14 protein-coding genes are annotated in these 14,848 nt (G+C 40.3%); all 14 read left to right on the plus strand.

Annotated features, from left to right (window positions below):
* Window positions 1-17 precede the first annotated feature (17 nt).
* The 14 genes from ABIE27_RS07255 to secA all read left to right on the plus strand — a co-directional run bounded on the left by ABIE27_RS07255 (window position 18) and on the right by secA (window position 14,769).
* A complete protein-coding gene (locus ABIE27_RS07255; protein WP_192895126.1) occupies window positions 18-1,022 on the plus strand; it encodes an NAD-dependent 4,6-dehydratase LegB in 1,005 nt (334 codons plus the stop codon).
* Window positions 1,019-2,191 (plus strand): LegC family aminotransferase, encoded by a 1,173-nt coding sequence (locus ABIE27_RS07260; protein ID WP_123065345.1) that lies wholly within the window; start codon window positions 1,019-1,021, stop codon window positions 2,189-2,191. The genes ABIE27_RS07255 and ABIE27_RS07260 overlap by 4 nt, the downstream gene beginning before the upstream one ends.
* On the plus strand, window positions 2,181-3,338 hold the full coding sequence (gene neuC / locus ABIE27_RS07265; RefSeq protein WP_123065346.1) for a UDP-N-acetylglucosamine 2-epimerase: 1,158 nt from the start codon (window positions 2,181-2,183) through the stop codon (window positions 3,336-3,338). The genes ABIE27_RS07260 and neuC overlap by 11 nt, the downstream gene beginning before the upstream one ends.
* Complete coding sequence (gene neuB, locus ABIE27_RS07270) at window positions 3,325-4,443, plus strand: N-acetylneuraminate synthase (RefSeq protein ID WP_429350196.1); 1,119 nt, start codon at window positions 3,325-3,327, stop codon at window positions 4,441-4,443. The genes neuC and neuB overlap by 14 nt, the downstream gene beginning before the upstream one ends.
* A 168-nt stretch (window positions 4,444-4,611) precedes the next feature.
* Window positions 4,612-5,676 carry a nucleotidyltransferase family protein gene (locus tag ABIE27_RS07275; protein WP_123065348.1) on the plus strand — a complete coding sequence of 355 codons (1,065 nt, stop codon included), beginning with the start codon at window positions 4,612-4,614 and terminating at the stop codon, window positions 5,674-5,676.
* 57 nt (window positions 5,677-5,733) lie between these two features.
* Window positions 5,734-6,375: an acetyltransferase gene (locus ABIE27_RS07280; protein WP_429350197.1), complete on the plus strand. Its 642-nt coding sequence runs from the start codon at window positions 5,734-5,736 to the stop codon at window positions 6,373-6,375.
* A 32-nt stretch (window positions 6,376-6,407) separates the two neighbouring features.
* Window positions 6,408-7,100: a cytidylyltransferase domain-containing protein gene (locus tag ABIE27_RS07285; protein WP_123065350.1), complete on the plus strand. Its 693-nt coding sequence runs from the start codon at window positions 6,408-6,410 to the stop codon at window positions 7,098-7,100.
* Between the two features lie 295 nt (window positions 7,101-7,395).
* Entirely contained in the window at window positions 7,396-7,782 is a 387-nt protein-coding gene (locus ABIE27_RS07290) for a flagellar protein FlaG (RefSeq protein WP_123065351.1), read from the plus strand.
* 38 nt (window positions 7,783-7,820) lie between these two features.
* Entirely contained in the window at window positions 7,821-9,353 is a 1,533-nt protein-coding gene (fliD, locus tag ABIE27_RS07295; RefSeq protein ID WP_123065352.1) for a flagellar filament capping protein FliD, read from the plus strand.
* Between the two features lie 31 nt (window positions 9,354-9,384).
* The gene (fliS, locus tag ABIE27_RS07300; RefSeq protein WP_123065353.1) at window positions 9,385-9,780 is read left to right on the plus strand and encodes a flagellar export chaperone FliS; all 396 of its coding nucleotides are present in this window, start codon (window positions 9,385-9,387) and stop codon (window positions 9,778-9,780) included.
* Entirely contained in the window at window positions 9,773-10,111 is a 339-nt protein-coding gene (locus ABIE27_RS07305; protein WP_123065354.1) for a hypothetical protein, read from the plus strand. Before fliS ends, ABIE27_RS07305 begins: the two co-directional genes overlap by 8 nt.
* Before the next feature lie 234 nt (window positions 10,112-10,345).
* Window positions 10,346-10,543, plus strand: a complete 198-nt coding sequence (locus ABIE27_RS07310; protein ID WP_024631599.1) for a cold shock domain-containing protein — start codon at window positions 10,346-10,348, stop codon at window positions 10,541-10,543.
* A gap of 419 nt (window positions 10,544-10,962) precedes the next feature.
* Window positions 10,963-11,523, plus strand: a complete 561-nt coding sequence (gene hpf / locus ABIE27_RS07315; RefSeq protein WP_090922954.1) for a ribosome hibernation-promoting factor, HPF/YfiA family — start codon at window positions 10,963-10,965, stop codon at window positions 11,521-11,523.
* Between the two features lie 741 nt (window positions 11,524-12,264).
* Window positions 12,265-14,769 (plus strand): preprotein translocase subunit SecA, encoded by a 2,505-nt coding sequence (secA, locus tag ABIE27_RS07320; protein ID WP_123065355.1) that lies wholly within the window; start codon window positions 12,265-12,267, stop codon window positions 14,767-14,769.
* The last annotated feature ends 79 nt before the right edge of the window (window positions 14,770-14,848 follow it).

Here is a 14,848-nt window from a genome sequence, read left to right on the forward strand (position 1 = left end):
AACATTTTCTGTAAAGGATGATTCTGTTGAAAATTTTGGTTACAGGTGCTGATGGATTCATTGGCTCTCATTTAACCGAAGAACTTGTCAAAAGGGGATATAACGTTAAAGCGTTTGTTAACTATAACTCCTTCAACTCGTGGGGATGGTTAGATCAAAGCTCAATGGATGTTAAATCACAGCTCGAGGTATTTGCAGGAGATATCAGGGATCCTTTTGGTGTAAAACAGGCCATGGTTGGATGTACTCACGTGTTGCACCTGGCAGCATTAATCGCGATTCCCTATTCTTATCATTCACCATCCACATATATTGATACGAATATTGTGGGCACCTTAAATATCGTACAGGCTGCCAAAGAGTTAAATGTGGATAAAGTCGTGCACACTTCAACTAGTGAAGTTTATGGTACAGCGTTGTACGTTCCAATCGACGAAGATCATCCGCTTCAAGGACAATCCCCTTACTCTGCATCGAAAATTGGTGCAGATCAAATGGCGTTGTCATTTTATCGTTCATTTGAAACCCCAATTTCCGTAATACGACCATTTAATACGTATGGACCACGTCAGTCTGCCCGTGCAGTTATTCCTACAATTATTAGTCAGATTGCAAATGGAATTCATAATATTAAGCTTGGTTCGGTTACTCCAACACGTGATTTTAATTATGTGGAAGATACGGTGAATGGATTTATCTCTGTTATGGAATCGGATCAATCCATTGGAGAAGTTATTAATATTGGATCTAACTATGAAGTTTCCATAGGTGAGACTGCTGATACTATTGCGGACATCATGGGCGTAAAGTTAGTGATAGAAACTGATGAAGATCGTCTTAGACCTGAAAAAAGCGAAGTGGAGCGACTCTGGTGTAACAATCAGAAGGCAAAAGACTTATTGGGGTGGGAACCGATGTTTGGACAAAAAGAGGGGTTTCGTAGAGGGTTACAAGCAACGATTAATTGGTTTACTGACGAAGATAATTTATCAAGATATAAAGCTGATGTGTACAACTTATGAATAATAAACAATGGATGGAATTAGCCACGTTAATAAAAGCTGAATATCAAAAAGAAGTGGTCGGACTCCATGAGCCGACCTTTAATCATAAAGAGGTTGAATATGTAACGGATTGTGTCAAATCTGGATGGGTATCCTCTGTTGGTTCTTATGTTAATCGTTTCGAGGAAGAATTAGCTCGTTTTGTGGGTGTGAAGCGAGCAGTAGCTGTCGTAAATGGGACAGCAGCATTGCATATCTCTTTAAAGCTTGTTGGCGTGGTAGAAGAGGATGAAGTTCTCATTCCTTCTTTGACCTTTGTTGCAACAGCCAATGCTGTAACTTACATTCGGGCTATTCCTCATTTTGTTGATGTGAATAGAGATTCACTAGGAATAGATCCAATGAAATTGGAAAGATACTTGGATTCTATTGGGGAATTTCGGCAGGGAGAGTTGTATAACAAAAATACAAACCGTCGAATTAAAGCAATGGTACCTATGCATACTTTTGGTCATCCTTGTATGATGGATGAGTTAGTTTCAGTGTGTGAGAAGTTCAATCTTGAACTTGTGGAAGATGCAGCTGAGTCATTAGGTAGCTACTATAAAGAAAAACATACGGGGAGCTTTGGACGGGTTAGTGCTGTTAGTTTTAATGGAAATAAGATCATCACAACTGGTGGAGGTGGAGCTATCCTAACGGATGATGAGACCTTGGCGGATTATGCTAAACATTTGACTACCACGGCAAAAGTTCCACATCAATGGATGTATCTGCATGATGAGATCGGTTTTAACTATCGAATGCCTAATCTAAATGCAGCACTAGGATGTGCCCAATTAGAGAAGCTTCCTTCTTTTATTGAGTCTAAACGTAAATTAACAGAAACCTATTCTCTCTGGCTCGAAGAAATTGAAGGGGTTAGATTATTTAAAGAAATTCCAATGGCAAGAAGTAACTATTGGTTACAAACGATGCTTATCGAAGACGAGAATCATAAAGAAGAAATTCTTGAATTCTTAAATGGGCAGGGAGTAATGTGTCGTCCAGTCTGGAGCCCTTTGCACACATTGAAGATATATCAATCATGTCCTAGAAGCGATCTTAGTGAAACAGAGTATTTAAATGCAGTTATAATTAGTATGCCTAGCACACCATTAAGTGAGGTATCTACCGTTGAATCGTAAAATCTGTATTGTTACTGGGACTAGAGCAGAGTATGGGTTGCTACACCACCTGATGAAGCGAATAATACATGAGCCTGGACTTGAGTTGAAACTTATAGTCACGGGGATGCATCTGTCCCCAGAGTTTGGTCTAACGTACAAGGAAATTGAAGAAGATGGTTTTGTTATAGATGAAAAGATTGAGATGTTGATCTCTGGAGATTCAACGACGGCGATAACGAAATCAGTAGGATTGGGTGTTATTTCATTTGCTGATGCACTTGAAAGAATCAAACCTGATATTCTATTAGTTTTAGGTGATCGTTTTGAAATTTTTGCAGCAGCTCAGGCCGCTATGATTATGAGGATTCCAATAGCTCATATCCATGGGGGGGAATTGACTCAAGGAGCTATAGATGATGCTATCCGTCATTCTATAACCAAAATGGCACATTTTCATTTTACTGCTTCTGAGGAATATAAAAATCGTGTAATTCAATTGGGCGAACAGCCGGAGACCGTCTATAATGTTGGAGCGTTAGGAATAGAAGGTATACGAAAAACAAAATGTATGGATATAGTAGAATTATCTGAGAGTATTCATTTTCAATTAGAAAAATTTTTTCTAGTTACGTTGCATCCAACTACTTTGGAAGGCAGTTCTTCAGAGATACAAATTCAGAATCTGCTTAAGGCCTTGGATCAATTCCCCAATTATCAAATCCTGTTTACGAAAACAAATGCCGACACCGATGGGCGGATTATAAATAAATATATTGAGGCGTACGTTGAGCGGAATCCTGACCGTACAAGAGTCTATACCTCGCTTGGACAAGTTAGATACTTGAACGCTGTTCGCCATTGTGAAATGGTGATTGGTAATTCTTCTAGTGGACTTTTAGAAAGTCCAGTTTTCGAGAAACCAACTATAAATATAGGAATACGTCAACAGGGGAGGCTCAAAGCTGCATCTGTCATTGATTGTTCCTTTTCAATAGATGATATAAAGGCTGCAATAATAAAAGGCCTCTCAGCTTCTTTCAAAGAAGAGATCAAGAGTGCCCCTTTGTTATATGGTGAAGGTAATACTTCCGAGAAAATAGCCCTGATCTTAAAAGAAAGTAAGCTTGGTAACATACTTTTAAAAAAATTCTATGATTTTAAATAATATGTTTTTTTATTCAAGGGAGCATACCATGAAAACTTATATTATTGCTGAGGTCGGAGTTAATCATAATGGTTCATTGGAAATGGCTAAAGAATTGATTAAGGTGGCTAAAGATTCCGGAGCAAATGCTGTAAAATTTCAAACTTTTAAGGCAGAGAGTCTAGTAACTAAAAATGCTGAACAAGCAGAATATCAAATCAAAAATTTGAAAGGATCTTCCTCCCAATTTGAAATGCTAAAAAAGTTGGAACTCAGTTACGAAGAATTCGAACATTTGCAGGCTTTTTGTAAAATGCAAAATATAGAATTTCTATCCACACCTTTTGATGTGGATAGTGCTGACTTTTTAATGGATAGACTGGGCATCGATAAAGTTAAAATACCCTCTGGCGAGCTTACCAACGCGCCTTTTTTGCATTATATCGCAACCAAAGGAAATAAGATGATCGTGTCAACAGGAATGGCCGATTTAGATGAGATTCACGAGGCACTTTCTTATATAGCATATGGGTTTGCTAATCCGACAGAACCTGTTAATGAGCAACATGTAAAGACTTTTTACCATACAGATCATGCTAAGGCATTACTTCATGAGCATGTTGTTTTGCTTCATTGCACTACACAATACCCAGCTCCAACTGAATCAATTAATTTGAAGGCAATAAAAACATTAGAGCAAGAATTTCAGGTTCCTGTTGGCTTTTCAGACCACTCAGCGGGGATTAATCTTGCAATGGTTGCAGTGGGTATGGGAGCTACAGTAGTAGAAAAGCATTTTACGTTAGACCGCTCCTTGGAAGGACCGGATCATAAGGCATCGCTAGAGCCAGATGAATTAAAGGCTTTCGTTAGTGGCATTAGAGAAGTAGAAACGGCACTTGGAGATGGGATTAAAAGACCTAGTGAGAATGAATTCCAGAATCGTATCCCAGCTCGTAAAAGTATTGTTGCAAAAGAATCTATTCGAGCAGGCGAGGAATTCACGATGAGCAATATTACTGTTAAAAGACCAGGTAGTGGTATCGAGCCTAAGAAATATTGGGCACTTCTTGGTAAAAAAGCTTCTAGAGATTTCAAGGAAGATGAGTTAATTGAGTATTCATAAGGTGTTGAATGTGTTTGGAGGTATTTCTTTCAAGATAGTTTGAGATTTAAGAACGTTAAAAATTAGTGATTAGATATAAAATAACAGAATCGTTCTCCGATAATAAAGTTATTGGTAGTCACGAAATGATAGAGAAATAGATTCTATGATGGAAGAAGGGATGCGCTTATGAAACTATGGGAGAAAGTGATCGTACAAGATGACAGGAACTTATTAGAAACCATGAAGGTTATCAACGAGTCATCCTTACAATTTGCAGTTGTTGTTGATAACAATGGTTGTTTGTTAGGGACTGTAACAGATGGAGACATAAGACGAGGTCTGCTTAAAGGATACGGACTAGATGTCTCCATAAAAATGATCATGAACTCTAATCCTGTAAGTGAACTTGCTGGGCAGCATCCTAATGTATATAAGCATAGTATGAGTGTTAAAAGGCTTAGGCAATTACCGATTGTTAATAAACAAAATAAAGTGGTTGATGTACTTTTTGCTGATAGAATGGAACATGGAACGAAGCATAACAAAGTTGTTCTAATGCTTGGGGGATTAGGGACCAGATTACGCCCCCTAACCAATGAAATTCCTAAACCTATGTTAAAAGTAGGAAATAAGCCAATTTTAGAAACCATTGTTGACGGATTTAAACAATTTGGTTTTTCTCAATTTATTTTCTCTGTAAATTATAAAAAAGAGATAATTAAAGATTACTTTCTTAACGGAGAAGCACATAACATAAATATTGATTATATAGAAGAAGAGAAGAGAATGGGGACAGCTGGAGCACTCTCTTTATTAACTGATCGCCCTAAAGAACCCTTTTTTGTAATGAATGGAGATCTGCTTACACAAATTAATTTTCAACATCTTATGCAATTTCATATAGAGCAAGATGCAATTGCGACAATGTGTGTGAGAGAATATCAGTACCAGATTCCTTACGGTGTAGTAGAAACAGATGGAACGAATCTAATCAATATTAATGAGAAGCCGGTGCATTGTAGCTTTGTAAATGCAGGCGTGTATGTTCTGGATGCTGCAGTTTTTGATTATATCCCCCATGGAGAATTTTATGATATGCCTACCTTGTTTAAGGAACTTGTGGCTAATGGAGAGAAAGTGGCAGTTTTTCCTATTCATGAATATTGGCTTGATATAGGACAAATTACGGAATTTGAGCAAGCGGATAGAGAATATCAGGGGATTTTCAGAAAAGAAGAATTAGTGAAGTGAATGTTTGAGTATAAGGATTTTAAATACTATATTTAATACAATAAGGACTGGTATTTAATGGCGTCGAATAAAATTTTATTAATTGGTGGTGGAGGACACTGCAAATCAGTTTTAGATAGTCTCATAGGGTTGAATTTATATTCAGATATGGCAATTATTGATAAGAGAGAAAATGTAGGTAAGAATATACTTGACGTTCCAATAATAGGTACAGATGAAGAACTTGAAGAGTTTATTAATAAAGGATTTCATTCTGCTTTTATTACGGTTGGAAGTGTCGGTAATCCTGAGCCAAGAATCAAGTTACATCAATTAATAACAGCCTTCGGCTTTCATATACCTGTGATTGTTGATAAATCAGCAGTCATTGGTTCTGATACGAAATTTGGTGAAGGAGTCTTCGTTGGGAAAAGAGCCATTGTAAACGCAGGTTCTGTTATCAATTCCTGTGCAATACTGAATTCAGGAGCAATTATTGAACATGACTGTAATGTTGGGGAATATGCTCATGTAGCTTCTGGTGTAGTTTTAGCTGGCGGTGTTAAAATTGGTAACAACGCTCATATTGGAGCACAAACTGTAATTAGACAGAATTTAAGTATAGGTGAGGGTACTATCATAGGGATAGGCAGTGTAGTCGTGAAAAGCATTGGCAATAATGCTGTGGCTTATGGAAATCCTTGTGAAATCGTTAAATAAGATAATGAAGTAACTTGATATCGGAGGATTACATGATTAATGATAAAAAGATTTTGGCTATAATTCCTGCTAGAGGGGGATCGAAAGGTGTTTTGAGGAAAAATCTTAGGTCTGTTGCAGGGAAGCCTTTGATTGCTTGGTCAATTGAAGAAGCTAAAAAGTCTAAGTATATAGATCATTTAATTCTTTCGACAGAAGATACAGAGATTATTACTACAGCAGAAGAGTATGGTTGTGATGTTCCTTTTGTTCGTCCTATACATTTGGCTGAAGATGATACGCCTGGTATTGCACCAGTCCTACATGCTCTTGAACATATGCCGGCTTTCGATTATGTTATGTTACTTCAGCCAACCTCACCATTGCGCTCTGTGTTAGATATTGACCTTTGTATTGAGAGATGCGAAGAGAATAATGCTGTTTCTAGTGTCAGTGTAAATATTAGCGGTAAGTCACCCTTTTGGATGTACACTCTTGATCATAATAAGATGAAGCCAGTCATAAACCAGGTTGAGATTAGTTCACGTAGGCAGAATCTACCTGACGTTTATGAGCTTAATGGTGCCATATATATTGCTCAGACTGAATGGCTCATAGAAAACAGAACGTTTCTACACGATGAAACTCTGCCATTTGTTATTCCTAAAGAACGTTCTTATGATATTGACACGGAAGAAGACCTACTCATTTGTGATCTGATTTTAAGACACAGAGGAATACAATGAGCTTGATGCAAGTTTAATTATTAATTATTTGTTTGTTGAAGACCCCAGAGCGCTTCTCCGGAAATTCGCTGCTTGAAATATTTATTTCCTTTCGTAGATTTAGAAAATCATATATATCCCCTTATTTTAATAATGCCAGCCTAATAGCCTTCGGTTACTAGGTTTATTTTGTTATATCACACTCTAGTCACTTTATTAGTAAATGATTTTTTTGATTTTACAAATTTCCTAAAGCTGGAGAGGCGATAAGCCGATATATACTATAAATGCGAACACAGTTGGAGGTCATTCAAGGATGAACATTCAGTTTTCATTGTCTGCCGCTACATCTGCAAGTAGTTCTACGATCGAGGTTCCAAACCAGGTAGGCACTTCTCAAGCGGGAAGCGAGATTGCAAACATCAGGACGGCAAAAGAAGCCTATAGCAAGGAAAGACAGGGCGTAAAGTTACCGGTAGGTGAAGAGTTACTGATCCGAAATATTGACCGTGCTGTGAAGGCACTGCAAGGGCCAGAGACCACATTAGACATTAGCATCCATGAAAAAACAAATGATATTATGGTCAAAGTACTTAACAAGGAAACGGGAGAGGTACTTCGAGAAATTCCGCGTGAGCAGACGTTGGATCTGGTAGCGAAGATGATGGAAATTGCGGGCATTCTGATTGACGAGAAAGTATAAAGAGTCAATATCCATTTTAATAGGTGAGGAGTGAATTTATGCGTGTAAACGGTTTTTCCGGTATGGACATTGATAGCATGGTCAAAGAGCTGATGACAGCCAAACGTGCTCCCTTAGATAAATTGAATCAAAAGAAAACAACATTGGAATGGCAGAGGGACAGCTACCGTGAACTGAATAGTAAAATGTATGAATTCCGTAACACGAAGCTGCAGCAGACATATAGATTATCATCAGCATTGAATACACAAAAGGCCGTCGTTGCAGGCAATACGGACGCTGTTAGAGCAGAAGCAGGTGCAACTGCAAATGGAATTAAGATGGATGTATCTGTAGAACAACTGGCAACCGCCAAAGCTAAGGTAACCAATGGCAACGGGCAAGGCTTTACTTCACGACAATCTTTAGCAGAGTTGGCGAATGGAATAAAATTTGGACAGCCAACGACAAGTCTCGGAGATAGTGATTATACGAAAGAATATAAAATTAAGATTAACGATATAGAAATGACTTTTACAGGTAAAGATACTGTTTCTTCTGTAATTGCAAAGATCAACAGTAAATCGGAACTGGGTGTACAAGCAAGTTTCGATGAGTTAACCGGGAAGTTTAGTGTTGCTGCGAAAGATCTCGGTTCTACAGGTATCCTTAATATTCAAGCGCTAAATGCAGGGGATAATTCTTTGTTTGATCTTTTCGGATCAAGCTCTACAGACGTTAACGCTAAGGATGCTATTGTTAAAATTAATGGGATTTTGCTTAATCCAGCCCCAACGAGTAATGTTATTACTTACAATGGTGTGACAATGAACTTGTTGGCTGAGACAGTAACCAGAGACTCAAATGGTGCCATAACAGGTGACAAACCATTCACCATTACGACACAGAATGATCCGGATAAAGCGCTCGAAACGATGAAGTCTTTTATCGAGGATTACAACAAGATTTTGGCCTTGTTCAACACCAAGGTGGGGGAAGAGAAATATCGTACCTTCCAGCCGTTAACAAAAGATCAGCGTAGTGCAATGTCCGAGAGTGACATTAAGCTGTGGGAAGAGAAAGCCAAAAGTGGCCTTCTGAAAAACGATGATATTCTCTCAGGCCTGACGTCCACCATGAGAAACATTATGGGTGAGAAAATGGGCGAATTGAGTAATATCGGAATAACGGGCGGCAAGTACTTCGAGAATGGTAAAATTTATCTGGATGAAGATAAGTTTAAAAAAGCAATAATTAATAATCCGCAACAGGTCTCAGACCTCTTCCAAGGATCAGGGGCGAACACGGATGATTCCATTTTCGGCAAGTTGTACTCCGAGATGGATAAAGCGATGACTAAAATCGCAGAGCGTGCGGGTACGACCAAATTTAGTGGCGACGTTAACAGTATTTATAAAGAAGAAAGTGTAATGGGTAAGGCGCTCAAAGGATATAACTCAGAGATTACTGCACTAGAAAGAAGACTCTCAGACATGGAAAGTCGTTATTATAAACAGTTCACAGCGATGGAAACCGCAATGAGTAAGTATCAGAGTCAAGCCTCAAGTCTTTCCAGTTTCTTCGCCAGATAGATTAATATTTAAAGATTGAAAGGGTGTAAATATGATTAAGTCTCCATATGATCAATATCGCAAGTCGTCTGTTCAGACCTCTTCACCAGGTCAGTTATTGATTATGTTGTATGATGGAGCTATTCGTTTTGTACGGACAGCGCTTGATGGATTGGGTACCAAGGATTATGAGAAGGTCAGTCTGAACCTGGGAAAAGCACAAACCATTGTTAGCGAATTATCTGTTACCTTGGATCAGTCTTCTGATATCGCGGCCAATCTGAATGCTTTGTATGAATATATTAATTACTTGCTTATTGACGCAAATACAAAGAAAAAACCAGAACCTGCAGAAGAAGCGCTGGGATACTTGAAAGAACTAAAGGAAACATGGGTTCAGGCGAGTAAAATGGTGTCTTCTTCTGAGCCTGGAGTCGTTCATGGATGATCTGATTGCTCAATTGGAGCAGTTAACAAGCCAAATTATGCTTCAGATTCACGAAGTGAGTTCAGAAGAATTAGAGACGTTTGTGGATCAGCGTCAGGCAATCATTGATTTGATGTTGGAACGCACTGGTGGTCGTGAGGCCACAGTAGCCGAACAAACACGGCTTAAGGCTATCATGGAGAATGACCAGGCGATTCTAAGCCGGATGAACGATCTAAAGATTGAGGCTAAAGATTGGCTCATGCAACGTAATCGAGCTAAAGTGCAAAAAAATGCATATGAAGTATCATATGCAGTGGATAGCATTATCGTGGACACAAAAAGGTACTAGTAAAGCTGTAATAGAATGCAGATATCCGAACAAGATATGTTGCATTCTTTTTTTATTTTGATGAAGATTATTCCCATTTGTTCAACATTTCTCCCTATAAATCTACAAAAAATACCAATAAAACATTTTCTTTACCAATTGACAATGGATAAGATTAGGTGATATCATCTGAGTTGTGGGCTAGGGTTTTGACCAGAGCTTCACTTCATTTGATGACGAAGGGAATGTTAGTGCATGCAAGGTAAAGTAAAATGGTTCAACGCAGAAAAAGGTTACGGTTTCATTGAGACTGAAGACGGCGGCGACGTATTCGTACACTTCTCCGCAATTCAATCCGAAGGCTTCAAAACTTTGGAAGAAGGTCAATCCGTAGAATTCGATATCGTCGAAGGCGCACGTGGACCGCAAGCAGCTAACGTAATCAAATTATAATCATCCGGACAATCCGACCTACATATATGGTTAGATGGTTACCAAATTGAATTATCGCTAGCATCAGACTCCGGTGATCCGGGGTCTTTTTTTGTATTTTATAGAGTGTAAAATATGAGGAAGTTGACCTCTCCATTACAGGGCATAAACGGGACACCTTAAGGGTCATAATTAAGCAGGTTTTACATAACAGATTGAGTAACCTCAAAAACGGTTAAATAGATGATCAAGCGCCAAATGTACAATCCAGTTAAATCTGTGATTTTGCTCGAAAATGGCGAAAAATCGCGAAATATGGCGTTAAACTTACGTTGGTTGATGTGACTGGAGCAGATGTCATTATTCGGTCACCGGGAGTTTTTACATGGCGCTTACATTCGTGTTATAATGAAGTGGCAAAGATAAAGGAGGAGTGCCCTATGAATTTAAGTATTCGAGGTCAACAAATCGAGGTTACCGAAGCTTTGAAAGATTATGTCGACAAAAAGTTGAGTAGACTCGAGAAGTATTTCGACGCACCCCTTACCTCTGACGGTGCCGTTACTCTGAGCACAACTAGAGGCTTGCATACAGTTGAGGTGACGATTCCTTTGAAGGGCTTTGTGCTCCGTGCTGAAGATGAGAGCGATGATATGTACGCATCCATTGACGCCGTTGTGGACAAGTTGGAACGTCAAATTCGCAAACACAAAACGAAAATTAACCGTAAATTCCGTCAGGAAGGCAGCCTGAAGACCCTCTTCGTAGAAGATCCGACAGGCACAGTGGCTACAGCCGAACTGGACACGGATACGGATGATGATTTGGAAGTTGTACGGACGAAACGTTTTATGTTAAAACCAATGGATGTGGAAGAAGCAATCCTCCAGATGAACATGGTTGGTCATAACTTCTTCGTATTTTCCAATATCGAGAATGAGGAAGTAAGCGTGGTTTACAAACGGAACGATGGCAAGTATGGCTTGATTGAGCAAGGTTAAGTATACTTACAGCATCGCTTCAATTGAATAGAACACCCTATTATTGAATATAAGCAGGGGCCTATGCTTCCTGAATTGAACTTAACGAGAGCTTCCATCCTTCAAGGGATGGGGCTCTTTTGTGCGTAGCGACTTTATTGGAAGATGGAAATAAAATGATGAAACTATTCACTATATTGTTGCGTCTAATAGATTAGGAGTCAGCAGGAAAATCAAAATAAAAGTAGAATTATAGAAGTTAAAATTAGTTTTGATATTAAATTCCATATTTCCCACAAATGATTGATTGATCCTTGCAGCGTCTCAGGAAATAAAACAGTCCATTTGTCACTTCCGATAACGACTATGATTTTTTGCACTAAAACTCGGTTTATACGGGGATTGAAGTTCTAAGAAGTCTGCTATGGCGTGTTGCGGCGACCCTTACAAACTGTTACAATTTATGCAAAGAGAATCATTGTCCTGATGAGGAATTGTCAACGAATGATCGCTAATCATAATCAATGACAGACACAGCACCATGAACATGATTCAATAGCTCGAATTCTGGCATATATTTCGTAAACCAGAGCCGGGTGAATACGATCAGCTTCATGAGTAACTGTGGCAAGCCTGGAGTTGATTCATCTCATATGTTTTTTTGTTTGTTACCCCCAGGGGGAAATGGATGAACAATCCATCCGATGGTGTCGCATGGCGGCATCAGGGGGTCTATTCTGTTTTGCACGAAAGGGGTATACCATGTTAGGACTTGTCAAAAAGATCTTCGGAGACATGAACGAGCGAGATGTGAAACGTCTGATGAAGACGGTCGATGTGATCAATAAACTGGAACCACAATTTCAGGCATTGTCTGATGAGCAGTTGAAAGGCAAAACGGATGAATTCCGTGCCCGCATTGAAAAGGGAGAAACGACGGATGAACTTCTTCCTGAAGCATTTGCAACCGTACGTGAGGCATCACGCCGCGTGCTGGGCAAACGTCATTATGATGTACAAATGCTGGGCGGGATTGCGCTGCACGAAGGCCGTATTTCTGAGATGAAAACGGGTGAAGGTAAAACGCTGGTAGGAACACTGCCGGTATATTTGAATGCATTGATGTCCAAAGGTGTACACGTAGTCACAGTCAATGACTATTTGGCGCAACGGGATAGCCAGGAGATGGGACAAATCTATGAATTCCTGGGCATGTCGGTTGGGGTGAACCTCAGCGGCATGGACCATGCGTTGAAACAGCATGCGTACGCATGTGACATTACGTATGGTACAAACAATGAATTCGGGTTCGACTACCTTCGTGACAACATGGTGCTGTACAAAGAGCAAATGGTACAACGCCCATTGTTCTTCTGTATCATTGACGAAGTAGATTCGATCCTCGTCGATGAGGCACGCACACCATTGATCATTTCGGGACAAGCTCAGAAATCGACCGATCTGTATTATGCAGCGGACCGTTTTGTGAAACGTCTTGTACCGGAAGAAGATTTTACAGTGGATATCAAAGTGAAATCCGTAGCGCTGACAGAGGGCGGCGTAGCCAAAGCGGAGAAAGCTTTTGGGATTGAGAACTTGTATGACCATGCCAACGTGACGCTGAATCACCACATTGTACAGGGTCTGAAAGCTAACGTGATTATGCGCCGTGATGTGGATTATGTCGTTACGGATGAAGAAGTCATGATCGTTGATGAATTCACAGGCCGTCTGATGGCTGGACGTCGCTACAGTGATGGATTGCACCAGGCGATTGAAGCCAAAGAAGGCATTGAGGTTCAGAACGAGAGCATGACGCTGGCAACAATCACATTCCAGAACTACTTCCGGATGTACCGCAAACTTGCGGGTATGACAGGTACAGCGAAAACGGAAGAAGAAGAGTTCAAGAAAATCTATGGACTTGAAGTACTACAGATTCCAACGAACCGTCCTAACAAACGGAATGATATGGCGGATGTGGTCTACAAGAGCATTGATGGCAAGTTCAAAGCTGTTGTAGAAGAGATCGTGGAACGTCACAGCAAAAACCAACCGGTTCTTGTGGGTACGGTATCCATTGAGAACTCGGAGCGTCTATCGGATATGCTGAAACGTCGCGGTATCAGACACCAGGTCTTGAATGCGAAGTTCCACGCGGAAGAAGCTGAAATCATCTCCGGTGCTGGCCAAGCGGGTGCAGTGACGATTGCAACGAACATGGCTGGTCGGGGTACGGATATTATTTTGGGCGAAGGCGTAGCTGAAGTTGGCGGTCTTCATATCATCGGTACAGAGCGTCACGAATCACGCCGGATTGATAACCAGTTGCGTGGTCGTGCGGGACGTCAGGGTGATCCGGGTTCCACACAATTCTACCTCTCTCTGGGCGACGAATTGATGAAACGTTTTGGTGCAGACAACGTGCTTAACATGATGGAACGTCTTGGTTTTGAAGAAGATCAACCGATCGAGAGCCGCATGATTACGCGCGCTGTAGAATCTGCGCAGAAGCGGGTTGAAGGTAATAACTTTGACGTACGTAAAGTGGTACTCCAGTATGATGATGTCATGAACCAACAACGCGAGATTATCTACAAACAGCGTCGTGAGGTACTGGAGTCTGAAAATATTAAACAAATCGTTATGGATATGATCAAACCTTCCATTGAACGCATCGTTGAAGCGCACTGTAGTGACGAGATTCCAGAGAACTGGGAGTTGCAAGAGGTTGCGGACTTCATGAACAGCAAATTGCTGGATGAAGGTTCGATTACCAAAGATGACCTTTGGGGCAAAGAAGCCGAAGAGATCATTGAGTATCTGTTCGAGAAAGTACAAAACAAGTACAACGCTCGTGAAGAACGTATCGGTGAAGATATGGTTCGTGAGTTCGAAAAAGTGGTTGTGCTTCGTGCAGTAGACAGTAAGTGGATGGATCATATTGATGCGATGGATCAATTGCGCCAAGGTATCCACCTCCGTGCATACGGCGGTACAGACCCACTTCGTGAGTACCAATTCGAAGGTTTCGAGATGTTCCATCAGATGATCGCTTCGATTCAGGAAGAAGTGGCGACGTATGTGATGAAAGCACAGATCGAAAGCAACCAGGAGCGTCAGGCCGTTGTGGACGAGAGTCAGATCTCGACAAGCGGTGAACCTGCAGAGAAACGTCCGGTGAAAGTTTCTGACCAAATCGGCCGTAATGATCCTTGTCCGTGTGGCAGTGGCAAAAAGTTCAAGCACTGTCATGGTCAAGAGTAGTTTTCGTTTCATTTCTTTTATCGAAGTGCCAAATGTAAGATAGGTTAGTTTAATCTATAACGTTTGACTTATACGGCTC

Source organism: Paenibacillus sp. 4624 (genome assembly GCF_050435065.1).
Lineage (GTDB): Bacteria > Bacillota > Bacilli > Paenibacillales > Paenibacillaceae > Paenibacillus > Paenibacillus amylolyticus_D.

Coding starts and splice junctions, on each gene's coding strand:
- ABIE27_RS07260 (WP_123065345.1), top strand. CDS start 1,019: ATGAATAATAAACAATGGATGGAATTAGCCACGTTAATAAAAGCTGAA.
- fliD (WP_123065352.1), top strand. CDS start 7,821: ATGCGTGTAAACGGTTTTTCCGGTATGGACATTGATAGCATGGTCAAA.
- secA (WP_123065355.1), top strand. CDS start 12,265: ATGTTAGGACTTGTCAAAAAGATCTTCGGAGACATGAACGAGCGAGAT.
- ABIE27_RS07290 (WP_123065351.1), top strand. CDS start 7,396: ATGAACATTCAGTTTTCATTGTCTGCCGCTACATCTGCAAGTAGTTCT.
- ABIE27_RS07280 (WP_429350197.1), top strand. CDS start 5,734: ATGGCGTCGAATAAAATTTTATTAATTGGTGGTGGAGGACACTGCAAA.
- ABIE27_RS07285 (WP_123065350.1), top strand. CDS start 6,408: ATGATTAATGATAAAAAGATTTTGGCTATAATTCCTGCTAGAGGGGGA.
- ABIE27_RS07305 (WP_123065354.1), top strand. CDS start 9,773: ATGGATGATCTGATTGCTCAATTGGAGCAGTTAACAAGCCAAATTATG.
- ABIE27_RS07255 (WP_192895126.1), top strand. CDS start 18: ATGATTCTGTTGAAAATTTTGGTTACAGGTGCTGATGGATTCATTGGC.
- hpf (WP_090922954.1), top strand. CDS start 10,963: ATGAATTTAAGTATTCGAGGTCAACAAATCGAGGTTACCGAAGCTTTG.
- ABIE27_RS07275 (WP_123065348.1), top strand. CDS start 4,612: ATGAAACTATGGGAGAAAGTGATCGTACAAGATGACAGGAACTTATTA.
- neuB (WP_429350196.1), top strand. CDS start 3,325: ATGATTTTAAATAATATGTTTTTTTATTCAAGGGAGCATACCATGAAA.
- fliS (WP_123065353.1), top strand. CDS start 9,385: ATGATTAAGTCTCCATATGATCAATATCGCAAGTCGTCTGTTCAGACC.
- ABIE27_RS07310 (WP_024631599.1), top strand. CDS start 10,346: ATGCAAGGTAAAGTAAAATGGTTCAACGCAGAAAAAGGTTACGGTTTC.